The organism is Nocardia stercoris, assembly GCF_003696265.1.
In the GTDB taxonomy this organism is placed as follows: Bacteria; Actinomycetota; Actinomycetes; order Mycobacteriales; family Mycobacteriaceae; genus Nocardia; species Nocardia stercoris.
Genome location: NZ_RFFH01000001.1, coordinates 466,095 through 489,617, shown reverse-complemented (window position 1 = coordinate 489,617; position 23,523 = coordinate 466,095). Strand labels below are relative to the sequence as shown.

Below are 23,523 nucleotides of genomic sequence, written 5' to 3'. Positions count from 1 at the left end.
GCGAAAGAAAATCTTGATCCGTGGTTCCGTTCGGCGGGTCGCGGTCGAATCCGACCGGCGGGTAACCGGACCGCACAGAAGTGGCCTACGGACATTTCTGTTCGGTTACGATGACCCGCATGCTCGACACGCACTCCAAGCCTCTGCGCTACGCCGCCGCCACCGCGATGCTGGGCACCGCTATCGCCGCGGCCGCGGTGACTGCCACCGCCGACTCCGGTTCCGGCTCGATCGCCCTCGGGCCCGCCGCACCGACCACCACGACCGGGGCGTTCCCGTACGTCGACGGTGGTTCCTCCACCTCCGGCCAGGGTTGGTCCTACATCGCGGCCGCCGCGAACTTCGTCTCCTGCATGGCGCAGGCGCCGCAGCTGATCAACAACTTCAACTGGAGCACCGGCAACTGCGGCGGCGGGGTCACCGTCCCGTTCCCGTCCGGTTCGGTGTTCGGGCCGAGCGGCACCGCCACCCCCACGTGGCTGACCACCACCGCCGCCGCGCCGACCACCACGACCGCCGCCGCGCCGACGACGACCGTCCCGGTGACGACCATCCCCGCGACCAGCACCACACCGCACTCCTGAGTGGTAGCCGGCACGTACTCCGACCGGACCCGCTAGATTGCCGGGCATGACCGACACGAAGTCTCTGTGCACGCGCACCGCGCTGGCTACCGCGGCCGTGGGCGCGGCGCTGGCCGGTGCGGCCGGTACCGCGGCCGCCGCCCCGCTGGCCCTCTCCCCGTCGACGCCGGGGACCACCACCACGAATCCGTCGACCACGACTTCGTCGCTGTCCGCGCAGGTGGTCGGCCCGATGATCGGGCAGCTGCAGTGCGAGATCCAGACGGTCACGACCACGACGACCTATTGGTGGGACCCGAGCACCCAGAGTTGCGCGGTGTACGTACCCCCGGCCGTCTGACCTGGTCGTTTGACCAAATAGCCCAGTCGAGACACGCGGGGGCGACACGCCGCGCGCCGGCCTACCTGGCCGCAATTTCGCTGTGGTCCACCGCGATCCGGGATTACTCTTCCGCCATTACCCGGATCGGAAGTGAACCACCATGTTTCAGAAGATCGTTCGCGTTTTCATCGCCGCAGTGGCAGTAGTCGGCGCGCTCACCATCGCGAGTGCGCCGTTCGGTGCCCCGACTCTGCAGTCCCACGACCCACAGCGGTTGTCGGACTACAACTTCTGAGCGGTCGCACCACCGCGGGGTCCGCCGTGCCGTGTATCGGCGGACCCCCAGGCGGGATCGAACGATCCGAACCGCTACCGTTTCGGCCTGGATACCAGTAGATTTCGTTCCGTGATCTCCCGGAAGTACCTTCGCGTCGCCCTCGCCACCGTCACCATCGGATCCGCTCTGGCCGCCGGTACCGCGCACGCTCAAGGCCTCGCCTCGGGTCCCACCGGAAGCGCCCTGGTCGACGGCGGCAGCACCGCGGTAGGTACCGGCAGCAGCGCCCTCACCAGCGCCAGCGGCGCGATCATGCGCACCCTGCCCACCGACCCGAACGGCAACGTCTTCGCCTTCCCCGGCCTGATCTTCGCTCTCCCCCTTGCCATCTCGTCCGCCCCGGTCAACCAGCTCCTGTGCGGCGACGCCGGCAGCAGCGCCGGCGAACTGTTCTACGACTGGACCTCCCAGACCTGCCAGGTCGTCACCGCAGGCTGACGCGCCGTTTCACCTGATCACGAACAAGCCTGTCGCACCGGGCCGTTCATATTCCCGCTGAACAGGACCCCGACCCGAAACGGCCTCCGCCAGGGCTCGAAAGCCCTGACGGAGGCCGTTTTACAGTGCTCGGTAACTCAGTACCGGTAGTGCTCCGGCTTGTACGGGCCGTCCACGTCCACGCCGATGTACTCGGCCTGGTCCTTGGTGAGCTTGGTCAGCGTGCCGCCGAGCGCCTCGACGTGGATGCGGGCGACCTTCTCGTCCAGGTGCTTGGGGAGGCGGTAGACCTCGTTGTCGTACTCTTCGGGCTTGGTCCACAGCTCGACCTGGGCGATGACCTGGTTGGAGAAGCTGTTGCTCATCACGAACGACGGGTGGCCGGTCGCGTTGCCCAGGTTCAGCAGGCGGCCCTCGGAGAGCACGATGATGGACTTGCCCGACTTCGGGAACGTCCACAGGTCGACCTGCGGCTTGATGTTGAGCCGGGTGGCGTCGGAGGACTCCAGCGCCGCCATGTCGATCTCGTTGTCGAAGTGGCCGATGTTGCCGAGGATGGCCTGGTTCTTCATCGCCCGCATATGGTCGAGGGTGATGATGTCCTTGTTGCCGGTCGAGGTGACCACGATGTCGGCGTCGCCGATCGCCTGCTCGACGGTGACCACGTCGAAGCCGTCCATCAGCGCCTGCAGCGCGTTGATCGGGTCGATCTCGGTGACCTGGACACGCGCACCCTGGCCCTTGAGCGACTCGGCGCAGCCCTTGCCGACGTCACCGTAACCACAGATCAGCACCTTCTTGCCGCCGATCAGCACGTCGGTGCCGCGGTTGATGCCGTCGACCAGCGAGTGCCGGGTGCCGTACTTGTTGTCGAACTTGCTCTTGGTGACCGAGTCGTTGACGTTGATGGCCGGGAACACCAGTTCACCCGCGGCGGCGAACTGGTACAGCCGCAGCACGCCGGTGGTGGTCTCCTCGGTGACGCCCTTGATCGAGTCGGCGATCCGGGTCCACTTGGTGTTGTCGGCCGCGATCGTCGAGCGCAGCAGGTTGAGGAACACCTTGTATTCGGCGGAGTGGCTCTCGTCCTCGGGCGGCACCACGCCGGCCTTCTCGAACTGGGCGCCGCGCAGCACCAGCATGGTGGCGTCACCACCGTCGTCGAGGATCATGTTGGCGGGCTCGCCAGGCCAGGTGAGCATCTGGTCGGTGCACCACCAGTACTCCTCCAGCGTCTCGCCCTTCCAGGCGAACACGGGCACACCCTTCGGCTCGTCGACGGTGCCGTTCGGGCCGACCACGACCGCGGCGGCCGCGTGGTCCTGGGTGGAGAAGATGTTGCAGGACGCCCAGCGGACCTCCGCGCCCAGCTCCACGAGGGTCTCGATGAGGACCGCGGTCTGCACGGTCATGTGCAGCGAGCCGGAGATGCGCGCGCCCTGCAGCGGCCGCACCTCCGCGTACTCGCGGCGCAGTGCCATCAGACCGGGCATCTCGTGCTCGGCCAGCCGGATCTCCTTGCGGCCGAACTCGGCCTCCGACAGGTCCGCGACCTTGAAGTCGATTCCGTTGCGGCTTTCGGCGGTCGGGGTGCTGCTCACTGCAGTCGTCATGTGCCTCTCCTGGTCGGCGGGTACCAGAAGAGCCTAACGCGTTCCTTGCGTACGCGGTACGCAACCCGGTGCGCGAGCGGCCCGGCCCGGGTAAGCCCAGGTCAGACGGTCGCGTACGCGGCCAGGATGCGCTCGCGCTTGCGCGGCGAGATATTGCACCGGGTGATGTCACCGTCGTAGTGCGCCAGCACCTTCGGATCCATCACCGAACGCCAGATCCACGGCACCAGGGCCAGCACGACCATCGAGGCGTACCCGCCCGGCAGCTGCGGCGACTCGTCGGTGGTGCGCAGGGTCTGGTAGCGGCGGCCGGGGTTGGCGTGGTGGTCGCTGTGCCGCTGCAGATGGAACAGGAACACGTTGGTCACCAACCGGTCGGAGTTCCAGCTGTCGGCCGGCGAACAGCGCGCCCAGGAACCGTTGGCCTTCTTGGCCCGCAGCAGGCCGTAGTGCTCGATGTAGTTCACCGTCTCCAGCAGCGCGATGCTCAGCACGCCCTGCAGCAGCAGGTAGGGCAGGATCGCCCAGCCGAAGCCGATCAGCAGCCCGCCGATCAGCACCACCGACACCGCGTACGACTGCAGCATGCTGTTCTGGTAGGTCCACCAGCCCGAACCCTTGCGCCGCAGGCGATCCCGCTCCAGCTCGACGGCCGAGCGGAAACTGCCGATCACGGTGCGCGGGAAGAAGAACCACAGCGACTCGCCCAATCGAGCGCTGGCCGGGTCGTCCGGCGTCGCGACCCGCACGTGGTGGCCGCGGTTGTGCTCGACGTAGAAGTGGCCGTAGAGCGACTGTGCCAGTGCGATCTTGGCCAGCCAGCGCTCCAGTTCCTCCGAGCGGTGCCCCAGCTCGTGCGCGGCGTTGATGCCGATCCCGCCCGCCAAGCCGACCGAGGTCGCCAAGCCGATCTTGTCGATCACGCTCAGTTCGTGGTGCGCCCACAGCCAGCAGGCGATGATCAAGCCGATCAGCTGCACCGGCAGGAACAGGAAAGTCAGTGCCCGATAGAACTTGTCGTTGGAGAGGCGCTCGTAGTCCTCGTCGGCCGGATTCGTACCGTCCTCGCCCACAATCCAATCCAGGAGCGGGATGATCACGAGGATGACGACCGGGCCGATCCACCAGAAGACGCGCATCCCGGTCCATAGCACCAATTGCGAAGGCAGCATGGAGCAGCCCGGCGCGATCAGCCCCAGCGCCCACAGGTACTTCCGCTCAACCGTCGACCCGTTGTTTCGACCCAACTGCTTCACCGCGCGCTCGCGACCTTTCTGACCGATGTCCGGATCCGCGTTCGGCCCCGGGCTCCAGCTCGGAGCAAAAGGTACCAGCAGCTATCCAGATGCGCCGGACGTTCTCCAGCTAGCCATTTGTGACCCAAACCACGGCTTACTCTGAGCAAACACCGTGTGCGGAGCAATAGCCACCACACCGGGTCGATCGTCGCACGGAGACTCCGGACTCCTTGGAGGCCACGCCGATCGGCGCCAATAGTCGTGCATTCGGTGGCGATTCGCAAATGGCGAGCCCCCGGCACGGTCATTCCGGACTGATTGCCCCGCGTGTCGCCATCGACACTTCGACATAGGGTCCGAGCAGCAAACTCAATTCCTCCGGCGCGTCGCGATGCAACGATGCGGGCGCGGTGATGTAACTAACCGCGATTCGGACCACCGCATGGGCGAGCACATCGGCCTCGGCCGCGGTGGCGCGCAACCAGCTCGTCTGTAACGCAGCCGACAAGCGATCGGAGGCGTGCTCGATGAGCGGGCCGGCATCGAGGGTCACCAGGCGGAGCAGATCGATCTTCGGCGCACCGGAGATCAGCGACAGCACCAGCGGATCGATGGCGATGTCCAGGATGAAGTTCGACAGCCCGGCGCGGAACGCCTCGCGCGCGTCGCCCTCGAATTCGGCCACGCCGACCACTACATGGTCGACGAGCTGGTCGGCGAGGCGCAGCGCGTAGGCCCGCGCGAGCCCCTGCCGGGAACCGAACTCGTTGTACAGCGTCTGCCGGCTGATTCCGGCGTGGGCCGCGATATCACCGAGGGTGATCTTGGCCCAGTCCTGCTCGACGAGCAGCTCCCGCATGGCATCCAGAACGGTGGCGCGCAATCGCTCGCGCGCCACCTCCTGATACTGCGGACGACTCACGAACGTTCGATCTCGACCATAAAGAAGTCGGCCTTCGCCGCGCCGCAGTCCGGGCAGGACCAGTCGTCGGGAATGTCGTCCCAGCGGGTGCCGGGGGCGATGCCGTCTTCGGGCCAGCCCTTGGCCTCGTCGTATTCGAAGCCGCACTGGATGCACTGGTAGAGCTTGTAGTCGTTCATGTTTCAGGAAACCTCTTCGAAGTCGATCTTCTCGCGGACACCACAGTCGGGACAGCACCAGTCGTCGGGAACGTCGCTCCAAGCCGTGCCGGCCGGAAAACCTTCCCTGGGGGCACCTTTGGACTCCTCGTAGACGTACTCACAGACGGGACACCGATAGGAACTCATCACGCCCGCCCGTACTGCTCGATGATCGCCGCCTCACGGCCCGGCCGCAAATTCGCCTTGCTGATGTCGCCGCCGTAGTGCGCGAGCACCCGCTTGTCCATCACGCGCCGCCACAGCGGCGGGACGTAGGCGAGCATGATCATGCTGGCGTAGCCGCTGGGCAGGTTGGGCGCGCCGTCCCAGCTGCGCAGGGTCTGGTAGCGGCGCGTCGGGTACGCGTGGTGGTCGCTGTGCCGCTGCAGGTGGTACAGGAAGATGTTGGTCACGATGTGGTCGCTGTTCCAGCTGTGTTCGGGCAGCGGCCGTTCGTACCGCCCGGATGGCGTGTGCTGCCGCAGCAGGCCGTAGTGCTCCAGATAGTTGACCGCTTCGAGCAGGCTGAAACCGACCACGGCCTGCAGCACCAGATACGGCAGCACCTGGATGCCGAAGCCGGCGACCAGGGCGCCGAACAGCACCACCGACATGGCCCATGCGCTCAGCACGTCGTTGTGGTAGCTCCACGGCGAGCGGTTCTGCCGCGCCAGGCGCACCTTCTCCAGGTGCCAGGCCGACTTCAGGCTGCCCCACACTGTCCGCGGCCAGAACGACCAGAAGGTCTCGCCCACACGGGAACTGGCCGGGTCCTCGGGGGTCGCGACCCGCACGTGGTGACCGCGGTTGTGCTCGATGTAGAAGTGGCCGTAGCACGACTGGGCCAGCGCGATGCGCGACAGCCAGCGCTCGAGTTCGACCTTCTTGTGCCCGAGTTCGTGCGCGGTGTTGATGCCGATGCCGCCGACCATGCCGACGGTGAGCGCCAGGCCGATCTTGTCGGCCACCGCCAGCCCGCCGGAGATGCCGAGCCAGCCGATGTGCGGTGCCGAGATCAGGTAGCAGACCAGGATCAGGGTCGCATACTGGAAGGGCAGGTAGGCGTAGGTCAGGTACCGGTAGTACTTGTCGTTCTCGAGGTAGGCCATCACCTCGTCGGGGGGGTTGCTGCCGTCCGGGCCGAAGAGCAGGTCGGCGGCCGGGATGACCAGGTAGATCAGGATGGGGCCGAGCCAGTACGGCACGTGCGCGAGTGCGTGCAGCCCGAGGTGGTTCAGCCCCCAGATGGCGGGCAGTCCGATCACGAACATCCCTGCCGGAGCGAACAGGCCCCACAGCCAGAGATAGCGCTTGGGATCCCGCCATGCGGGCGCCTCGGTGCGCCCGACCACAGCGTCGGATTCGGTGGACATCGTCGTCTCCCGTCGTTCTGAGATGCACTTCACCTATGTGATGCGCATTACCCCACTGATTGGACAATAACCCCAACCGTGTCAGACGTCTAGACAAAGACCCCACTTTTGTAAAGTTGTGGCCCGACGGGCTCAGTACAGCAGCACCTCCGCGTCCACGGGCAGCCCGTCGACCGGCCACCAGCACAGATCCGTCGATTCGGCGCTGCGCACCGGCACCGCGCCGGCCGGCGCGTGGATCTTGAACAACAGATCCAGGTGCCGGGTCGGCTGCCCCAGCGAACAGGTGATCGGATGCGCCTGGGCGCCGTAGAGACCGGGCACCACCACCAGATCCGGGATCCCGGACTCCTCGGTCGCCTCCCGCAGCGCGGCGGCGACCACGGTCTCGTCGGACTCCTCGCAGTGCCCGCCCAGCTGGATCCAGCGCCCGACCTTCGGATGCAGGGTCAGCAGCACCTCCTTCTCGTCGGGCGAGAAGACCACCGCCGAGGCGGTGATGTGCCCGGGCGCGTGCTCGCGCAGGCAGCCGCGCGGCGCCGAACCCAGGAAGGCCAGCATCGCCTCGCGCAGTGAGCGATCCGGACCGGTCGGCGGAACCCACGATTCGAGCAGTTCCGTCGCCGAGGCGTGCAACGATTCCGCGCTCACCGCGACACCTCGCGGTTCCGCGAGTTCCCCTCGCAAGCAATCACTTCAGCTGCGGTCGTGGCGTGCCGCCGCACCCGGCTCACAGCTCCACCAGCCCGGAACCCGGATCGCGGGCCGCGCGCGGGGCAAGGTCCTCGAGCGGGTACCCGATCGCGATCGCGCCCAGCGGACTCCAATCGGCTTCCAACGCGAGTTCCGCACGAGCGACCTCCGGCGCGAAGATCGTCGAACCGATCCAGCAGGAACCCACTCCGCGCACCGCCAGACCGACCAGCAGCGCCTGTACCGCCGCGCCGACCGCCACGGTGAACATCGTCGACTCGGCCGCGGTGCGCCGGGCGTCGGGATAGTCGTGCGCGCCGTCGGGCACACAGAACGGGATGATCACTTCCGGTGCGGCGGAAAGGATCCCGCCGCGCGCGATCCGCCGCTCCACCCGGTCGGCGGGCAGGCCGTCGGCGGTCAGATCGTCCCGCCAGACCTGCGCCATGGCGGCCAGCAGCCGCTCGCGCAGCTCCCGGTCCCGCACCCAGACGAACCGCACCGGACGGGTGTGGTGCGGGGCCGGCGCGGTGAGCGCGTCACCGACCGCCGCCCGGATCAGCTCCGGATCGACTGGGAGATCAGCGAATTGCCGCACCGAGCGCCGCAGCAACAGCGCCTCCCGCCGGCCGCGGTCGATGGCCTCGGCGGTGCCGAGCCAGAACAGATCCTCCTCGCCGCGCCGGATCAGATCCGCTGCGCCCGAACCGTCGTCGACGGGTTCGAGGCCGCGCACCACCGCCACCGGAACGCCACCGAGCTTGCCCTTCGCCAGATCCGCCGCCGCCGCGAGCTCGTCGGCGACCGCGACCTGGGTGACGTGCAATTCGTTGCCCTGACCGTCGACGGCACCGGCGTAGTCGTGCACCACGGTCAGGCCGGCGGCGCCGATTGCGGTGTCGGTCTGCCCGATTCGCCATGCCCGGCCCATTGTGTCGGTAATCACCACCGCCACCGTCACCCCGAGCCGCTCGGCCAGTCCGGCGCGCAGCGCGCGGGCGCTGGCGTCGGGGTCGACCGGCAGCAGGACCAGTTCTCCCGGTTCGACATTCGAGCCGTCGATCCCCGAGGCGGCCTGCACGATGCCCAGTTTGTTCTCGGTGATCAGGGTGCGGCCCTTGCTCGCCAGTACCCGAACCGCCTCGGCCCGCACCAGTTCCCGGCGCAGGTCGTCGCGCGCCTGCGGGTCGGCCGGCGCCGCGACCACCCGCCCCTCCGCCTTCGCGACGATCTTGCTGGTGACCACCAGGATGTCGCCGTCGGCCAGCCAGGGCGCCTGTGCCGCAATGTGTTCGGCCAGATCGTCACCGGGCCGGAACTCCGGCAGACCCGGCACCGGGAGCAGGCGGATCTCCCCGCCGGGCGCGTGATCGCCTGGGGCACTCATGCTTTCACCCCCGCCAGATCGAGAGCCGCACGGACCATTGCCGCCGTGGCCGCCGGATCGGTCATCAGCAGTGGGACACTTCGGACTTCGACGCCCGGGATGTCCGCGGTGTCGGTCTCGTGGATCAACCAGCCGTCGAGCAGTCCGTTACCGGAACGGGCGCCGTAGTGGGCACCGATCGCGGCCGCCGAGGTCTCCACGCCGATAACCGACAGGCACTCATCGGCCATGCCGCGCAACGGTTTACCGTCGATGACCGGAGACAGCCCGATGACCTTGCCGCGCGCGGTGCGCAATGCGCCCCGAATACCTGGAACCGCCAGGATCGCCCCGATGCTCACGACGGGATTGGAAGGAGCCAGCAACACCACATCGGCCGTCTCTATGATTTCCGTCACACCAGGCCCTGGATTGGCCTGTTCCGCACCGATTGTGACGAATGCATGGGTCTCGATCTCCGCGCGATAGCGTACCCACCACTCTTGAAAATGAATCGCGCGGCGTTCGCCAGGGTTCTCCGGGTCGCTGATCACGACATGTGTTTCGCATCGATCATCGGTTGCCGGGAGCAGATTCACACCGGGCTGCCACCGGTTGCACAGGGCCGCGGTGACCGCCGACAACGGGTAGCCGGCACGCAGCATTTCGGTGCGGATCAGATGGGTCGCGATATCGCGGTCGCCGAGTCCGAACCAATCCGGCTGCGCACCGTATTTCGCGAGCTCTTCCTTTGCATTCCACGTCTCGTCGCGATGCCCCCAGCCGCGCTCGGGATCGATCCCGCCGCCGAGTGTGTACATGCAGGTATCCAGGTCCGGACAGATCTTCAGACCGTGCATCCACACGTCGTCGCCGACGTTGACCACGGCGGAAATCTCGGCGGCGGGCAGTAGTTCGCGCACGCCCATCAGGAAACGCGCGCCACCGACGCCACCAACCAGTACCGCGATCTTGCGGCCCGCACCGGGTGCGTCGCCGTCTCGTTCTCCAGTCACAGCAGAACAGCCTAGAGCGGTCCGATGTCGCGGTTCCGGGACGCCGGTACCCCACGGCTGTTGCGGCACCCCGGCATCGCCGCCGAGCAATCCCGCGGCCCCATCCCAGACACGCACACTTCACCTCGGATAACGGCGCCGCCCCACCGGCACAGCCCGATTCGATGTGTATTTGCTATTCATTTGCTACTGTCTGTTACCGACCCGAACCGAACAGGGCAGCGGATAGTAACGGAATAGTGTCGGCGGCTTGACCATCGCAGCGACCGGCGTGTCTAATCACAGACATGTCATTCCGGGCCGGCGCGAGACATCAAGGCGCAGGCCGCAATTCGAACAGCTGTTCGGACGGGGTGGTGAGCTAGGGGATTCCCGCGAGACTACGTCGCGGTGTTGGGCCGTCGGGTGGGCAGATCGGTTCCGACGGATAAATCTTCTGCGCTAATACACAGTGAGGAGGCGGAGCGATGGCCGAGCAACTGGCCCCGTCGGTCTTTCCAGGCGACGAGACGCACACCGATTCCACCGCAGTCGCAGCACCTCGCGCCTGCACCGAGAGCACGATCGACGAGCAGACACGATCTGCCGATCCCGACACGGTGAGCCGGCCGGCCACACCGCAGGGCGGGCAGTGGCCACGCGCCCAACGCAAGCCCGAGGCCCCGCGGCTGACCCTGGTGGTCACCGATTTCGACAGTATGTTCAGCACGGTCGGCGCGGGCGCGCTCGAGGCCGAGCAGTGGCAGGAACGCGCGCTCTGCGCACAGACCGACCCGGAGGCGTTCTTCCCCGAGAAGGGCGGTTCGACCCGGGAAGCCAAACGGATCTGCATGGGTTGCGAGGTCCGCGACGAGTGCCTGGAGTACGCGCTCGCCAACGACGAGCGGTTCGGTATCTGGGGCGGCCTGTCCGAGCGGGAACGCCGGCGCCTCAAGCGCGGCATCATCTGACGGCAGCACCAGCTACAGACCGGAGCCCCGCTGGTGGTCGCGCATCCGCTCGCGCGTCCCACCACCGGCCGGCCCGGCGAGCGTCGCCCGAGCCGGACAACGGCGGAGTTGCGACTCAGTCCTCGGGATCTATGACGTCCGGATCCACACCCAGATAGGTGGCGATCTGCTGGACCAGGATCTCGCGGAGCAGATCCAGCATGTCGTCGGGATTACCGGCCCGCAGCTCCAGCGGCTTACGGAACAGCACCACCTGCGCACGGGTCGCGGCACCGAACCGGTCGACCCCGACCGGGATCAGCCGCGACAGCGGCACCGGCCCGTCGGCCACCACCTCGTCCGGCCAGGTCACCGAATCCGGGTGCAGCGGGAACATTCTCGGCACGTCGTCGACCGAGATGTCCAGCTTGGTGAGGCGGTCGTACCAGCGGCTCTCCAGCGGCGCGAAAGCCTCCATGACCAGCCGGTCGAACTCCTGTCCGCGCGTACGCCACGCGGGGACCGTCGACGGCAGCACCGGGCCGCGCACACCGCGTCCACGCCGACTCACCGACCGCGCCGTCGGCGGCCTTCTCCTGCGGGAACGAGTCATAACTAGACCCTAACCATCGAGTGCGGCGTTCGTGTCGCCCGCCCACACGGTCGGAAAGGCGACAAAGCTCCGCGCGTGTCTGCCTGCGTCGAAACCACCTGAGGGTTACCCTGCTTGGCGTGATCCCCATGCGTCGTTGCTGCCGACCAGGCTGCAAGAATCCGGCTGTAGCGACGCTGACCTATGTCTACTCGGACTCGACGGCCGTTGTCGGCCCGCTGGCCACCGTCGCCGAACCGCACTCCTGGGACCTCTGCGAGACCCACGCCTACCGGATCACCGCGCCCAAAGGCTGGGAACTGGTCCGCCACGAAGGCGGCTTCGCGACCAGTTCACCCGACGACGACGATCTGACCGCGCTCGCCGAGGCGGTGCGGGAGGCCGGGATGCGCCGCCGGGCACCGGAACCCGACCAGCGCGGCTACCCCGAACAGCCCGCACCCCAGCGCACCGGTCGCGCGGGCCGCACCGGGCGCCGCGGCCACCTGCGAGTTCTCCCCGACCCGCCCAGCTGAGCGGTCGCCCACGCACCTCCGCGTTCGCTGTGAGCGGACGACATTCGCCGGTCCGGGCCGGGACCGCATTCGGCGCGCTACCCACTCTCACACTAGTGTGGTGCCCATGACAGTGGCCCGAACCGCCGAGTCCGTACAAGCAGTTGTCAAGGCGTACGACGTGCGGGGCATCGTCGGCGAACAGATCGACGCGGACTTCGTCCGGGACACCGGGGCATCCTTCGCCCGCCTGATGCGCGCCGAAGGGGCCGACCGGATCGTCGTCGGGTACGACATGCGCGACTCCTCTCCCACCCTGGCCGCGGCCTTCGCCGAAGGCGTGCGCGCGCAGGGCCTGGACGTGGTGAACATCGGCCTGGCCTCGACCGACCAGCTGTACTTCGCGTCCGGCCGGCTCGGCTGCCCGGGCGCGATGTTCACCGCCAGCCACAATCCGGCCCGCTACAACGGAATCAAGCTCTGCCGCGCGCACGCGCTGCCCGTCGGGCAGGACACCGGCCTGGCCACCATCGCCGCCGAACTGGTCGACGGCGTCCCCGCCTACGACGGCACACCCGGCAGCTCCAGCGCGGAGAACCTGCTCGAGGCGTACGCCGAGTTCCTGCGCGACCTGGTCGACGTCAGTGCCGTGCGGCCCTTGAAGATCGCCGTCGACGCGGGCAACGGCATGGGCGGGTACACCGTCCCGGCCGTGCTCGGCCCGGTCGAGGCGCTCACCATCGCGCCGCTGTTCTTCGAACTCGACGGCTCCTTCCCCAACCACGAGGCCAACCCGCTGGACCCGAAGAACCTGGTCGACCTGCAGCGGTTCGTCCGCGAGAGCGGTGCCGACATCGGGCTCGCGTTCGACGGCGACGCCGACCGCTGCTTCGTGGTCGACGAGCGGGGCGAGCCGGTCTCCCCCTCCGCGATCACCGCGCTGGTGGCCGAGCGCGAACTCGCGAAAGAGCCGGGCGCCACCGTGATCCACAATCTGATCACCTCGCAGGCCGTGCCGAAGCTCGTCACCGAACTGGGCGGCACGCCGGTGCGCACCCGGGTCGGGCACTCGTTCATCAAGCAGCAGATGGCCGCCACCGGAGCGATCTTCGGCGGCGAACACTCGGCGCACTACTACTTCCGCGACTTCTGGGGTGCCGACTCGGGCATGCTGGCGGCGCTGCACGTGCTGGCCGCGCTCGGCGAGAAGGACCGGCCCATGTCGGAACTCGCCAGCACCTACAACACCTTCGCGGCGTCCGGGGAGATCAACTCGACGGTCGCCGACGCGCAGGAGCGCGCGGCTGCGGTGCTCGCGGCCTTCGAATCTCGCGCGGTCGAGGTGGACCGGCTGGACGGGCTGACCGTGCGGCTGGCCGACGACGCCTGGTTCAACCTGCGCGCTTCCAACACCGAGCCGCTGCTGCGGCTCAATGTCGAGGCACGGGCCCCGCAGGAAGTAGACGCACTCGTGACCGAGATCCTGGGCATCGTCCGCAACTGACTGGAATAGTGGAATCACAGAGCGGGAATTCGCTCATACGAACAGGTTCACCCAGCCCGGTGACCAGCTCGAGGGGAGGTGGCTACGCCCGATGATCGCAGGGACACCGTTACTGGACCTCGACGACGTCGCATCGGTGGAGGCCGCCGATTCCGGCGGAATCCTGCGTTCGGCCGCCTCCGGCGGCGCGCAGGTCCGGGCCACCGCCGCGGCGGTCGCCGAGGACGCGCTCGTCCGCCTGCACGATCTTCGCCCGCGCAGCCTGGTGCTGGTCTCCGGCAGCGGATCCGCGGCCCGCGCGGCAGGTCTGCTGATCGCCACCCTCGCCGACCGCGCGGGGCTGCCGATCGTGGCCACCTCCACCGTCCCGCCCTGGGTGGGACCGCTGGACGTGGTGCTCGTGGCCGGCGACGACGCGGGCGACCCGCGCCTGATCGACGCCGTCGACCGGGCCCTGCGCCGCGGCGCGGAAGTCGTGGTCGCCGCACCCGACGAGGGTCCGCTGCGGGCCGCCGCGGCCGGCCGGGCCGTGGTGCTCGCGCCGCGCGTGCCGGTCCTCGACCACAACCGGATGCTGCGCTACCTGGCCACCGGGCTGGCGGTGCTGGCCGCCGTCGACCCGGGGCGCGGCGGCGCACTGATCCCCGATCTCGACCGGCTCGCCGAGGTCCTCGACGCCGAAGCACTGCGCGACGGCCCGGCCAACCAGGTCTTCCACAACCCGGCCAAGAGCATGGCCGCGCGCATGCAGGCCCACCGGCTGATCCTGGCCGGTGACTCGCCGGCCGCCGACCAGGTGGCCCGGCACGGCGCCGAGGTCCTGCTGTCCGCCGCCGGTGAGATCGCCGCCGCCACCACGCTCGGCGACGCGGTCGCCGCCCACACCCGCCTCAACGACGCCGCCGGCGCGGGCGCGCCCGGCTTCGACCCGCTGTTCCACGACGAGGAACTCGACGGTCCGGCGCCGGTGCAGCGGGCCCGTGTCTTCGTGCTCAGCACCGACCCCGACCAGTCGGCCGCGCGGCGGCGGCTCGCCGTATTCGGGGTCGGCGGTCTGGTCGACGCCGACCTCGTGGCGGTCGACGCCGATCTGGCGGCCGCCGAACCGGGCGGCGCCCCCGCGCCGCAACCGCCGGACGGTTACGGTACCGGCGGCGGAGTTCCCGCGCGCGGCAACGAGATCGAGCTGCTCGCCGTCCTGGCGCTCCGGCTGGAGATGACCGCCGCGTACGTCCGGCTGCTGGGCGGTCCACCCGCGGCGGCCGAGCACTCCGCGCACTACGATGGGGGACATTTCTAGTGCACGAACTCGTAGGTGCGTTGCGGTCCTACGCCTGGGGCTCACGCACCGCGCTCGCCCAGCTGTGCGGCCGCGAAGTACCGTCGGCGCACCCGGAGGCCGAGCTGTGGTTCGGCGCGCACCCGGCCGACCCGGCCCGGGTCGTCCTCGCCGACGGTTCGCGATCCCTGCTGGACGTGGTGGCCGACGATCCGGAGCGGGAACTCGGTTCGGTGGCACCGGCTTTCGGTGACCGGCTGCCGTTCCTGCTCAAGATCCTCGCCGCCGAGGAACCGCTGTCGCTGCAGGCACACCCCAGTGCCGAACAGGCGGCCGCCGGATTCGCCTGGGAGAACAAGGCCCAGGTGCCGATCGACTCACCGATGCGGAACTACCGCGACGACAGCCACAAACCGGAACTCGTGGTGGCGCTGGACCGGTTCGAGGCGCTGGCCGGATTCCGGTCGCCGCTGCGGACCGTCGAACTGCTGCGCGCACTCGACGTCCCCCAGCTCACTCCGTACGCCGATCTGCTGGCCGCACAACCGGATTCGGCCGGGCTGCGGACTCTGTTCACCACCTGGATCACCCTGCCGCAGGCCGCGCTGGCCGCCCTGCTGCCCGCTGTACTGGACGGCTGCGTGCGCTACCTGGCCGCCGGCAAGGGCACCACAACGGAATTCGCGGGCGAGGCACGGACCGCGCTCGAACTGGCCGAGACCTACCCCGGCGACGCCGGCGTGCTCGCCGCGCTGCTGCTCAACCGGCTCACCCTGGAACCCGGTCAGGGGCTGTTCCTGGCCGCCGGGAACCTGCACGCGTACCTGCGCGGGGTCGGGGTCGAGATCATGGCCAACTCCGACAACGTCTTACGCGGCGGCCTGACCCCCAAGCACGTGGACGTGCCGGAACTGCTGCGGGTCCTCGACTTCGAGCCGCTCGACGTGCCGGTGGTGACCGCCGACGCGACCGGCGAGACGGTGTACCGATACCCCACGCCCGCACACGAATTCGCGCTGAGCCGCTACGAGCTCGCCGAAGGTGCCGCGCCGGTGCCGATTCCGCACACCGGACCGGCGATCCTGTTGTGCACCGCGGGTACCGTGACCCTGCGGCAGGACGGCGAGCAGCTGCGGGTCCGAGCCGGACACGCGGCCTGGATCTCGGCCGCCGACGCCGAAGTGGTCGTCGCCACCGCGACGGACGGGCCCGCCCAGGTGTTCGCGGCGTCCGTCGGATCGTGCTGAGCGCGTGGACGAGTTGGGCACTGCGGTGAGCAGTGCGTCGGGGCCGGTGGGGCTTGATGTGATCGGGAGTGTGGATGTCCGCTGAAGGCGGGAAGAAAGCGATCCTCGCGGCGCTGGCCGCCAATGCAGGGATCGCGGTGGCGAAGTTCGTCGGTGCGGCGATCACCGGGTCGGCGTCACTGCTGGCCGAAGCGGTGCACTCCTGCGCGGACACCGGCAACGAGGCGCTGCTGCTGCTCGGCCAGAGCCGGGCCGCGAAAGACGCCGACGAGCTGCACCAGTTCGGGTACGGGCGCAACCGGTACTTCTATTCGTTCGTGGTCGCGCTGGTGCTGTTCACCCTCGGTGCGATGTACGGCGTGTACGAGGGTGTGCACAAGATCCAGCATCCGGCGGAGCTGGAATCACCGCTCGTCGCGATCGTGATCCTGGGCATCGCCGCCGTCCTGGAAGGGTTCAGCTTCCGTACCGCCATCCGGGAATCCCAGCAGCTGCGCGGCAACCGGACCTGGTGGCAGTTCATCCGCCACACCCGCAGCCCGGAACTGCCGGTGGTCCTGCTCGAGGACACCGGTGCGCTGATCGGTCTGCTGATCGCGCTGGCCGGTGTCGGCCTGACCATGCTCACCGACAACCCGGTATTCGACGGCATCGGAACCCTCGGCATCGGCCTGCTGCTCGGGATCATCGCCGTCATCCTGGTGGTGGAGATGAAGAGCCTGCTGATCGGCGAGGGCGCCACCCCCGCCGAGTACGAGAAGATTCGCGGCGCACTGGTCGACGGGCACCGCATCGACCGGGTCATCCACCTGCGCACCGAATACCTGGGCCCCGAGGAACTGATGGTCGCCGCCAAGGTGGCCGTCGCGCCCGGCCTGGACATCGCGGCGATCGCCGCGGCCATCGACGAGGCCGAGGCCCGCGTCCGGGCGGCGGTACCGGTCGTGCGCCTGATGTACCTGGAACCGGACCTCTACCGCGCGAGTATGGCCGGACAGTCCTGAGCGAAATATTTTTTCGCCGCCATGTCTAGTTCGAGCCTCGCCCGTTCGACGGTTGGGTGAAGGGGCCGAACAGCGGTCCCGCGACCCGAAGGACGGGACATGCGAAAACTGGTGGCTCTGGAACACGTGACCCTCGACGGCTATGTGTCGTCGCGGCGCAATCTCGGGTTCGAGTGGACCTGGCGGGCCTACAGCGAGGAGCTCGCCGCCTACGGTGACGAGCACATCCGTGCCGACGTGGACACCGCCGTCTACGGCCGGGAAACGTACCTGGGCATGTACGAATTCTGGGGTGGGCGGCCGAACGCCGAGAGCAACGAGCACGAGCGGGCCCACGCCGACTGGGTGAACGCGGTGGACAAGATCGTCTGCTCGAACACGCTCACCACCGCCGACTGGAACAACACCCGGGTGATCGGCGGCGACCTGGCCGCGGAGTTCGGGCGGCTGAAGGCGCAACCCGGCGGCACCATGAGCGTGTACGCCAGCCCGACCCTGGTGCACTCGCTGATCGAGCTCGGGCTGATCGACGAATTCCGGCTGATCGTGCACCCGGTGGTGATCGGCTCGGGAACCTCGCTGTTCCCCGACAAGAGCGAGCTGACGTTGGACCTGTTGGAGTCCAAGGCCTTCGCTTCCGGCGCGGTCTACACCCGCTACCGGATCGCCCAGGAAGGATGAGCACCATGCGCTATCTCATGCTGATTCGCCTCGACCCCACTACCGCGCCCGTATCCGGCCCGGACCCGGCCCTCGAGCAGGACATGGGCAACCTGATCGAGGAGATGACCAAGGCCGGAGTCCTGCTCGACACCGCCGGCCTGAAGCCGATCGAGGAGGCCACCACCCTCCGGCTCGCGAACGGCAAGCAGACCGTCGTGGACGGGCCGTTCACCGAATCCAAAGAGGTGATCGGGGGCTACTGTCTGCTGCAGACCCGGACGAAGGAGGAGGCCGTGGAATGGGCTTCGCGCTTCGCACGGCTGCACGGTCCGGAGTGGACACTGGATCTGGAGATCCGGCAGCTGGATCAGCCCTGATCGGCCGATGAGCTGCGCGCAGCCACCCGGTGAGGACGATTCGGCCCGGCCGGGCGGGTACAAATCCGCCGCACGCGCTCGCGGCGCGGTCGAGGCCGCGTGGCGGATCGAATGGCCCCAGCTGGTGGCCGGATTGACCCGGGTCACCGGCGACATCGACACCGCCGAGGAACTCGCGCAGGATGCCCTCGTCGCGGCCCTGGAACAGTGGCCGCGCGAGGGGATTCCCGCGAAACCGGGCGCGTGGCTGATGGTCACCGCGAAACGCCGTGGGATCGACCGGATCCGGCGCGACGCGACCTTCGCGCGCAAGCTCCCGCTGCTCGGGCACGATCTGCTGACCGAGGAGCAGACGGTGTACGAGACACCGGGTGCCAGTGCGGAACTGGGGATTCCCGACGATCTGCTGCGAATGATGTTCACCACCTGTCATCCGGCGCTGTCCCAGCAGGCTCAGGTGACGCTGACCCTGCGCATGGTCGGGGGCCTGAGCGTCGAGGAGATCGGCCGCGCCTACGTGGTGCCCGCCGCCTCGGTGGCGCAGCGGATCGTGCGGGCCAAACGACAGATCCGGGAGCAGCGGATTCCGTACGAGGTGCCCGAAAGTTCCGAGCTGGCAGCACGATTGACCGCAGTGCTCGAGGTGCTGTACCTGATCTTCAACGAGGGATACGCGGCCACCTCGGGCGACGACTGGGTGCGGGTCGAGCTGTGCGACGACGCGGTCCGGCTCGCCCGGATCCTGAGCGGGCTGCTGCCCGCCGAACCCGAGGCGCACGGGCTGACCGCCCTGCTGGAACTCCAGTCGTCGCGGGTGCGGGCCCGCAGCGACGAGTCGAATCGCCTTGTCCTGCTGCCGGATCAGGACCGCACCCGCTGGGACCGACTGTTCGTCCGCCGCGGGTACGCCGCCCTGGGCCTGGCCCACAACGCCGCCCTCCGCCGCGGCGTACCGCCCGGCCGCTACGCCCTGCAAGCGGCCATCGCGGCGACCCACTCCATGGCCACGAGCGCCGCCGACACCGACTGGCGGCGCATCGCCGGCCTGTACGCGATTCTGGCGCAACGGTTCCCGTCACCGATCGTGGAACTCAACCGCGCGGTCGCGGTCGCCATGGTGCACGGGCCCGCCGCCGGCCTGGAGCTCGTGGACGCGATCGTGGCCGGCGGCCAGCTCGACGGCTACCACCTGCGGTACGCGGTGCGCGGCGATCTCCTGGTGCGGCTGGGACGCCGGGAGGAAGCGCGGACGGAGTTCCTACGCGCCGCGGAACTGACCGCGAATGCGGCTGAGCGCCAGCTGTTGTCCGATCGCGCCGCGGACTGCGCCGACGACGTCGGCTGAGCGGAAGTCCGGGTCCGTCGAAACCGCGTGTCGACCACCGTCCTCCGGGTCGAGGCGCGCGGTCGCCGCTGGGTGTGAACTGTCGAGGCGTGCGATCGCCGCCGGGGGTGGACTGTCGAAGCGTGTGATCGCCGCCGGGGGTGGACTGTCGAGGCGTGTGGTCGCCGCCGGGGGTGGACTGTCGAAGCGTGTGATCGCCGCCGGGGGTGGACTGTCGAAGCGTGTGATCGCCGCCGGGGGTGGACTGTCGAAGCGTGTGATCGCCGCCGGGGGACTCTAGAACTTAAGGGCCGCTGAGTAGTTCGAGGGGGTCGGTGCGGATACCCAACTGGCGCAAGGCATGCCGTGCGGCGTACAGGCCGTTCATGCCGTGGACGCCGGGTCCGGGCGGTGTGGCGGACGAGCAGAAGTAGACGCCCGGAAGTGGTGTGGCGAAGGGATTCCAGGCGGGGGTGGGGCGGAAGAGGGTCTGGCGCAGGGTCATCGCGCCGGCGGCGATGTCGCCGCCGACGTAGTTGGCGTCGTAGGCCGGTTGCTCGGCGGCCGTGCGGACGTGGGTGGCCAGGACGAGGTCACGGAAACCGGGGGCGAAGCGTTCGATCTGGGCGGTGACCTCCGCGCTGACGTCACGGGTGGAACCGTGCGGCACATGGGCATACGTGTACAGGGTGTGCGCGCCGGCGGGGGCCCGGGTCGGGTCGACCACGCCGGGCTGGATGGCGAGCACGTAGGGGCGGGCGGCGTGTTCGCCTGCGGCGACGGTTTTTTCGATCGCGGTCAGTTCCGCGCGCGTGCCGCCGAGGTGCAGGGTCCCGGCGCGGTCGCAGCCGGGCGCCTGCCACGGAACCGGGCCCGACAGCGCGAAATCGACCTTGCAGGCGGCGGCGCCGTAGCGGAACTTGCGCAGCCGCTCGGCGTAGCGGGCGGGCAGGCGGTCACCGGCCAGGCCCAGCAGTGCGGTCGGCGCGGTATCCAGCACGATCGTCGGCACCGCACCGAATTCGGCCAGCGACTCGACGGTGTGTCCGGTGACGATCCGGCCGCCGTGAGCGGCGAGATCGGCGGCCAGCGCGTCGACGATCGCTTGGCTGCCACCGCGCGGCACCGGCCAGCCCTCGGCGTGCGCGAGGGTACCGAGGAGCAGTGCCGCACCGGCGGGCGCCACGTTGCGCGGCGGCATGATCGCGTGCGCGGAGACACCGGTGAACAGCGCTGGCCCGGCATCCCCGCGGAACCGCAGATTCCACAGCGGCCCGGCCTGTTCCAGCAACCGCCGCCCGAAACGGGCCGCGGTCAGCGGGGTACCCGGTATCCGGCGCAGATCCGACATCGCGGTGCCGACCACCCCCGGCCAGTCCCGGACCAGCGGTCCGAACAGCCGCCGCCACGCGTCCCCGTCCCGGCCGAGCCCGTCGACCGTGCGCGCCAGATCCCGCCATGCGACCGCGGCCCGCCCACCGTCGAGCGGATGCGCGTACGAGGCCTCCGGCGTCAGCAACTCCACCCCGTGCGCGGTCAGATCGAACGCCTGGAACACCGGTGACGCCACCGCCATCGGATGCGCACCCGCGCACACGTCGTGCCGGAACCCCGGCAGCGTGTACTCCGCGGTCCGGCAACCGCCCCCGACGGTGTCGCGGGCCTCGAACACCTCGACCGACAGCCCGGCCCGAGCCAGGATCACCGCCGCGGTCAGCCCATTCGGCCCCGCCCCAACGACTACCGCGTCCGACATGAGTCCACTGTAGTTCCGGCCCGGACCCCGAGGCCGGGTCCGTCGCCAACGGACGCCGTCCCGCCTGCGACGCAGCGAGCTCGCTGCGGTCAGCGGCCGATCGGATCCCCGGAACAACGGCCGGAGCGCACGATCATCGCCCCGATCAGGCAAAATCTGCCCGCCGAATATCGAATATCGAGGCTACTGCTGCGGCGGGACCGGTTCCCCTGTGGACCACGAATTCTTTACCGGTACTTCAGCATTCACAGTCGGCGCACCCTCCGGCACCGCATCGCCGCCACCGGGCTCCGGAGCGGGTGCAACGTACTGCCCCGGCACGGGAGCGCCGTACTGCTGCGGAGCCGGTCCGGGCGCCGCCGGTGCACCATACGGACCCGGAATCGTCGGTCCGTAAGGCGGGGCCGGTGGGTATCCGTACGGCCCGGCCGGTGGGTAGCCGTACGGCCCGTAGACCGGGGGCCGGGGGGCGAAGTAGGGCCGGGAATCCTTGTGCCACAGCTGGATGACGGCGCCGAGGCCGGCCACCCACATGAGCGCGCTGACCGAGGCCGACAGGCCGGTCACCGAACTGCTCGGCGCCAGCGACGTCACGGCCAGCGACATCAGACCGACGAGGGTGGACAGGGTGCTGATCCCGAAGAACACGGTCGACGTCACCCGCGCCCAGTTCTTTCCGGCCCTGTTGGCGAACGCCATCCAGATCCACAGCCCGACCTGGAGTACGCCCATCACCACCGCGGCAGCGGCCGACACATAGGCGATGTCGTGGACCGCTCGATGGTCCAAGGGTTTCGTCCCGGTCTGAAGGCCGGCGTTTTTCACTGCCCGGTCGATGGTCTGCGGCATCTGGATCACCGTGACCACCACGCCCACCGCCGACATCACCGCACCGGCCAGCATGGCGTAGAACGCCCGCCGCACGGTCGCGGGCACGGGCCGCCGCGACGCCGCGACGACGACATCGGCCGCCGGACGACCGGGATATTGTTCGTCAGACACGTGTGTCCCCTCCCCTGTACAACCGCGCGCAGCATAACCGGGCCACCCGGTCGGTGCGCGCACGAGGTGTGCACCCGGCGAAAGACGCCGCCGCGGCACACCCGTGGATGTCCCGCGGCGGCGGTTCGGAAGAACTACACGTCCGTGGAGAAGCGGATCCCGCCGTCCGGAATGTCCACACCCGGCCACACCCGCGCACCACGCAGCAGCTCGCAGCGTGCTCCGACGCTCGCGCCGTCACCGATCACACCGTCACGGACGAGCGCGCGCGGACCGATCCGGGCGCCGAAACCGACGATCGACCGCTCCACGGTGGCACCGGCCTCGACCCGGGCGCCGTCGAACAGGATCGCGCCGTCGAGGCGGGCGCCGGCGCCGACCTCCACACCGCGGCCCACGACCGTGCCGCCGATCAACACCGCGCCCGGCGCGACCCCGGCACCGGCGTGGACCAGCGATTCACCGCGCTGACCCGGCAGGGCCGGGGACGGCGCGATGCCGCGGACCAGGTCGGCGGACCCGCGCACGAAGTCCTCCGGGGTGCCCATGTCCCGCCAGTACGAGTTGTCGACGTGGCCCTGGATGTGGGCGTTCTCGGCGAGCAGTGCCGGGAACACCTCGCGCTCGACCGAGACCGGGCGCCCGGCCGGGATCTTCTCGATGTACTCGCGGCGGAACACGTAGCAGCCGGCGTTGATCTGGTCGGTCGGCGGGTCCTGGGTCTTCTCCAGAAACGCTGTGACCCGGCCGTTCTCGTCGGTCGGCACGCAACCGAACGCCCGCGGGTCGCTGACCCGGACCAGGTGCAGGGTGACGTCGGCCTTGGTGTCGTGGTGGGTGTCGAGCACGGCGCCCAGATCGGCGCCGCCGAGCACGTCACCGTTGAACACCAGCACGGTGTCGGCGCGCAGCTTGGGCAGCACGTTGCGGATACCGCCGCCGGTGCCCAGCGGCTCGGTCTCGGTGACGTACTCGAGTTCGAGACCCAGCTCGGATCCGTCACCGAAGTGCTCCTCGAACACCTCGGCCTTGAACGAGGTGCCCAGCACGACGTGGGTGATACCGGCGGCGGCGATCCGGGCCAGCAGGTGCTGCAGGAACGGCAGCCCGGCCACCGGCAGCATCGGCTTGGGCGCCGACAGCGTCAGCGGCCGTAGCCGGGTCCCCTGTCCCCCGACCAGGATCACCGCATCCGTCGTGGAGCTCCGGTTGTCCGACATATCACTAAT

26 protein-coding genes are annotated in these 23,523 nt (G+C 69.1%); 13 read left to right on the top strand and 13 right to left on the bottom strand.

Features of this window, described 5'->3' with window-relative positions; translation table 11 throughout:
* Positions 1-119: 119 nt before the first annotated feature.
* The 4 genes from EBN03_RS02030 to EBN03_RS02020 all read left to right on the top strand — a co-directional run bounded on the left by EBN03_RS02030 (position 120) and on the right by EBN03_RS02020 (position 1,681).
* A complete protein-coding gene (locus EBN03_RS02030) occupies positions 120-584 on the top strand; it encodes a hypothetical protein (protein ID WP_147471433.1) in 465 nt (154 codons plus the stop codon).
* A gap of 46 nt (positions 585-630) precedes the next feature.
* Complete coding sequence (locus EBN03_RS02025; protein WP_122186089.1) at positions 631-924, top strand: hypothetical protein; 294 nt, start codon at positions 631-633, stop codon at positions 922-924.
* Positions 925-1,066: 142 nt separating this feature from the next.
* Positions 1,067-1,201 (top strand): hypothetical protein, encoded by a 135-nt coding sequence (locus EBN03_RS35430; protein ID WP_267899247.1) that lies wholly within the window; start codon positions 1,067-1,069, stop codon positions 1,199-1,201.
* 111 nt (positions 1,202-1,312) lie between these two features.
* Entirely contained in the window at positions 1,313-1,681 is a 369-nt protein-coding gene (locus EBN03_RS02020; protein ID WP_122186088.1) for a hypothetical protein, read from the top strand.
* A gap of 137 nt (positions 1,682-1,818) precedes the next feature.
* On the opposite strand, the gene ahcY is transcribed toward EBN03_RS02020, so the two are convergent.
* From ahcY to cofD, 9 genes are all read right to left on the bottom strand, one after another.
* The gene (gene ahcY / locus EBN03_RS02015) at positions 1,819-3,294 is read right to left on the bottom strand and encodes an adenosylhomocysteinase (RefSeq protein ID WP_122186087.1); all 1,476 of its coding nucleotides are present in this window, start codon (positions 3,292-3,294) and stop codon (positions 1,819-1,821) included.
* A 101-nt stretch (positions 3,295-3,395) separates the two neighbouring features.
* Positions 3,396-4,466 carry an alkane 1-monooxygenase gene (locus EBN03_RS02010; protein ID WP_122186737.1) on the bottom strand — a complete coding sequence of 357 codons (1,071 nt, stop codon included), beginning with the start codon at positions 4,464-4,466 and terminating at the stop codon, positions 3,396-3,398.
* Between the two features lie 370 nt (positions 4,467-4,836).
* Complete coding sequence (locus EBN03_RS02005; RefSeq protein ID WP_233608048.1) at positions 4,837-5,454, bottom strand: TetR/AcrR family transcriptional regulator; 618 nt, start codon at positions 5,452-5,454, stop codon at positions 4,837-4,839.
* Positions 5,451-5,633 carry a rubredoxin gene (locus EBN03_RS02000; protein WP_122186086.1) on the bottom strand — a complete coding sequence of 61 codons (183 nt, stop codon included), beginning with the start codon at positions 5,631-5,633 and terminating at the stop codon, positions 5,451-5,453. The genes EBN03_RS02005 and EBN03_RS02000 overlap by 4 nt, the downstream gene beginning before the upstream one ends.
* A gap of 3 nt (positions 5,634-5,636) precedes the next feature.
* Complete coding sequence (locus EBN03_RS01995) at positions 5,637-5,801, bottom strand: rubredoxin (RefSeq protein ID WP_122186085.1); 165 nt, start codon at positions 5,799-5,801, stop codon at positions 5,637-5,639.
* Positions 5,801-7,027, bottom strand: coding sequence for an alkane 1-monooxygenase (locus tag EBN03_RS01990; RefSeq protein WP_122186084.1), 1,227 nt, complete (start codon positions 7,025-7,027; stop codon positions 5,801-5,803). The genes EBN03_RS01995 and EBN03_RS01990 overlap by 1 nt, the downstream gene beginning before the upstream one ends.
* Before the next feature lie 132 nt (positions 7,028-7,159).
* The gene (locus EBN03_RS01985) at positions 7,160-7,678 is read right to left on the bottom strand and encodes an NUDIX hydrolase (protein WP_122186083.1); all 519 of its coding nucleotides are present in this window, start codon (positions 7,676-7,678) and stop codon (positions 7,160-7,162) included.
* A gap of 79 nt (positions 7,679-7,757) precedes the next feature.
* Complete coding sequence (locus tag EBN03_RS01980) at positions 7,758-9,107, bottom strand: coenzyme F420-0:L-glutamate ligase (protein WP_122186082.1); 1,350 nt, start codon at positions 9,105-9,107, stop codon at positions 7,758-7,760.
* The gene (gene cofD / locus EBN03_RS01975; protein ID WP_407671083.1) at positions 9,104-10,102 is read right to left on the bottom strand and encodes a 2-phospho-L-lactate transferase; all 999 of its coding nucleotides are present in this window, start codon (positions 10,100-10,102) and stop codon (positions 9,104-9,106) included. The genes EBN03_RS01980 and cofD overlap by 4 nt, the downstream gene beginning before the upstream one ends.
* A 698-nt stretch (positions 10,103-10,800) precedes the next feature.
* Between cofD and EBN03_RS01970 the strand changes: the two genes are divergently transcribed.
* Positions 10,801-11,052 (top strand): WhiB family transcriptional regulator, encoded by a 252-nt coding sequence (locus EBN03_RS01970; protein WP_122186734.1) that lies wholly within the window; start codon positions 10,801-10,803, stop codon positions 11,050-11,052.
* Between the two features lie 115 nt (positions 11,053-11,167).
* Here the strand turns inward: EBN03_RS01970 and EBN03_RS01965 are convergent, their stop codons facing one another.
* Positions 11,168-11,644 carry a metallopeptidase family protein gene (locus EBN03_RS01965; protein ID WP_199742564.1) on the bottom strand — a complete coding sequence of 159 codons (477 nt, stop codon included), beginning with the start codon at positions 11,642-11,644 and terminating at the stop codon, positions 11,168-11,170.
* Between the two features lie 128 nt (positions 11,645-11,772).
* On the opposite strand from EBN03_RS01965, the gene EBN03_RS01960 reads away from it, so the two are divergent.
* From EBN03_RS01960 to EBN03_RS01925, 8 genes are all read left to right on the top strand, one after another.
* Complete coding sequence (locus EBN03_RS01960) at positions 11,773-12,159, top strand: DUF3499 domain-containing protein (protein WP_122186732.1); 387 nt, start codon at positions 11,773-11,775, stop codon at positions 12,157-12,159.
* Positions 12,160-12,271: 112 nt separating this feature from the next.
* Positions 12,272-13,642, top strand: coding sequence for a phosphomannomutase/phosphoglucomutase (locus EBN03_RS01955; protein WP_199742608.1), 1,371 nt, complete (start codon positions 12,272-12,274; stop codon positions 13,640-13,642).
* Between the two features lie 91 nt (positions 13,643-13,733).
* Positions 13,734-14,942, top strand: a complete 1,209-nt coding sequence (locus EBN03_RS01950; protein ID WP_122186080.1) for a tobH protein — start codon at positions 13,734-13,736, stop codon at positions 14,940-14,942.
* On the top strand, positions 14,942-16,168 hold the full coding sequence (manA, locus tag EBN03_RS01945; protein WP_122186079.1) for a mannose-6-phosphate isomerase, class I: 1,227 nt from the start codon (positions 14,942-14,944) through the stop codon (positions 16,166-16,168). The genes EBN03_RS01950 and manA overlap by 1 nt, the downstream gene beginning before the upstream one ends.
* 74 nt (positions 16,169-16,242) lie before the next feature.
* Complete coding sequence (locus EBN03_RS01940; RefSeq protein ID WP_122186078.1) at positions 16,243-17,172, top strand: cation diffusion facilitator family transporter; 930 nt, start codon at positions 16,243-16,245, stop codon at positions 17,170-17,172.
* A gap of 99 nt (positions 17,173-17,271) precedes the next feature.
* Positions 17,272-17,853: a dihydrofolate reductase family protein gene (locus EBN03_RS01935; protein WP_199742562.1), complete on the top strand. Its 582-nt coding sequence runs from the start codon at positions 17,272-17,274 to the stop codon at positions 17,851-17,853.
* Positions 17,850-18,212 (top strand): YciI family protein, encoded by a 363-nt coding sequence (locus EBN03_RS01930; RefSeq protein ID WP_233608047.1) that lies wholly within the window; start codon positions 17,850-17,852, stop codon positions 18,210-18,212. The genes EBN03_RS01935 and EBN03_RS01930 overlap by 4 nt, the downstream gene beginning before the upstream one ends.
* 7 nt (positions 18,213-18,219) lie before the next feature.
* On the top strand, positions 18,220-19,557 hold the full coding sequence (locus tag EBN03_RS01925; protein WP_122186077.1) for an RNA polymerase sigma factor: 1,338 nt from the start codon (positions 18,220-18,222) through the stop codon (positions 19,555-19,557).
* Between the two features lie 283 nt (positions 19,558-19,840).
* Here the strand turns inward: EBN03_RS01925 and EBN03_RS01915 are convergent, their stop codons facing one another.
* The 3 genes from EBN03_RS01915 to manB form a co-directional block, all read right to left on the bottom strand.
* A complete protein-coding gene (locus EBN03_RS01915; protein WP_122186076.1) occupies positions 19,841-21,292 on the bottom strand; it encodes a phytoene desaturase family protein in 1,452 nt (483 codons plus the stop codon).
* A gap of 183 nt (positions 21,293-21,475) precedes the next feature.
* Positions 21,476-22,294, bottom strand: coding sequence for a hypothetical protein (locus EBN03_RS01910; RefSeq protein ID WP_147471432.1), 819 nt, complete (start codon positions 22,292-22,294; stop codon positions 21,476-21,478).
* Positions 22,295-22,428: 134 nt separating this feature from the next.
* Positions 22,429-23,514: a mannose-1-phosphate guanylyltransferase gene (gene manB / locus EBN03_RS01905; RefSeq protein ID WP_122186074.1), complete on the bottom strand. Its 1,086-nt coding sequence runs from the start codon at positions 23,512-23,514 to the stop codon at positions 22,429-22,431.
* Positions 23,515-23,523 lie beyond the last annotated feature (9 nt).

What these genes read in the sequence shown, in the direction of transcription:
- EBN03_RS02010 (WP_122186737.1), bottom strand. Translation starts at nt 4,466, where the DNA reads ATGCTGCCTTCGCAATTGGTGCTATGGACCGGGATGCGCGTCTTCTGG.
- EBN03_RS02025 (WP_122186089.1), top strand. Translation starts at nt 631, where the DNA reads ATGACCGACACGAAGTCTCTGTGCACGCGCACCGCGCTGGCTACCGCG.
- EBN03_RS01935 (WP_199742562.1), top strand. Translation starts at nt 17,272, where the DNA reads ATGCGAAAACTGGTGGCTCTGGAACACGTGACCCTCGACGGCTATGTG.
- EBN03_RS01960 (WP_122186732.1), top strand. Translation starts at nt 11,773, where the DNA reads ATGCGTCGTTGCTGCCGACCAGGCTGCAAGAATCCGGCTGTAGCGACG.
- EBN03_RS01970 (WP_122186734.1), top strand. Translation starts at nt 10,801, where the DNA reads ATGTTCAGCACGGTCGGCGCGGGCGCGCTCGAGGCCGAGCAGTGGCAG.
- EBN03_RS01930 (WP_233608047.1), top strand. Translation starts at nt 17,850, where the DNA reads ATGAGCACCATGCGCTATCTCATGCTGATTCGCCTCGACCCCACTACC.
- EBN03_RS01990 (WP_122186084.1), bottom strand. Translation starts at nt 7,027, where the DNA reads ATGTCCACCGAATCCGACGCTGTGGTCGGGCGCACCGAGGCGCCCGCA.
- EBN03_RS01915 (WP_122186076.1), bottom strand. Translation starts at nt 21,292, where the DNA reads ATGTCGGACGCGGTAGTCGTTGGGGCGGGGCCGAATGGGCTGACCGCG.
- EBN03_RS01995 (WP_122186085.1), bottom strand. Translation starts at nt 5,801, where the DNA reads ATGAGTTCCTATCGGTGTCCCGTCTGTGAGTACGTCTACGAGGAGTCC.
- manB (WP_122186074.1), bottom strand. Translation starts at nt 23,514, where the DNA reads ATGTCGGACAACCGGAGCTCCACGACGGATGCGGTGATCCTGGTCGGG.
- EBN03_RS01965 (WP_199742564.1), bottom strand. Translation starts at nt 11,644, where the DNA reads ATGACTCGTTCCCGCAGGAGAAGGCCGCCGACGGCGCGGTCGGTGAGT.
- EBN03_RS01925 (WP_122186077.1), top strand. Translation starts at nt 18,220, where the DNA reads ATGAGCTGCGCGCAGCCACCCGGTGAGGACGATTCGGCCCGGCCGGGC.
- EBN03_RS35430 (WP_267899247.1), top strand. Translation starts at nt 1,067, where the DNA reads ATGTTTCAGAAGATCGTTCGCGTTTTCATCGCCGCAGTGGCAGTAGTC.
- EBN03_RS01980 (WP_122186082.1), bottom strand. Translation starts at nt 9,107, where the DNA reads ATGAGTGCCCCAGGCGATCACGCGCCCGGCGGGGAGATCCGCCTGCTC.
- EBN03_RS01940 (WP_122186078.1), top strand. Translation starts at nt 16,243, where the DNA reads ATGTCCGCTGAAGGCGGGAAGAAAGCGATCCTCGCGGCGCTGGCCGCC.
- EBN03_RS02000 (WP_122186086.1), bottom strand. Translation starts at nt 5,633, where the DNA reads ATGAACGACTACAAGCTCTACCAGTGCATCCAGTGCGGCTTCGAATAC.
- EBN03_RS02030 (WP_147471433.1), top strand. Translation starts at nt 120, where the DNA reads ATGCTCGACACGCACTCCAAGCCTCTGCGCTACGCCGCCGCCACCGCG.
- ahcY (WP_122186087.1), bottom strand. Translation starts at nt 3,294, where the DNA reads ATGACGACTGCAGTGAGCAGCACCCCGACCGCCGAAAGCCGCAACGGA.
- EBN03_RS01950 (WP_122186080.1), top strand. Translation starts at nt 13,734, where the DNA reads ATGATCGCAGGGACACCGTTACTGGACCTCGACGACGTCGCATCGGTG.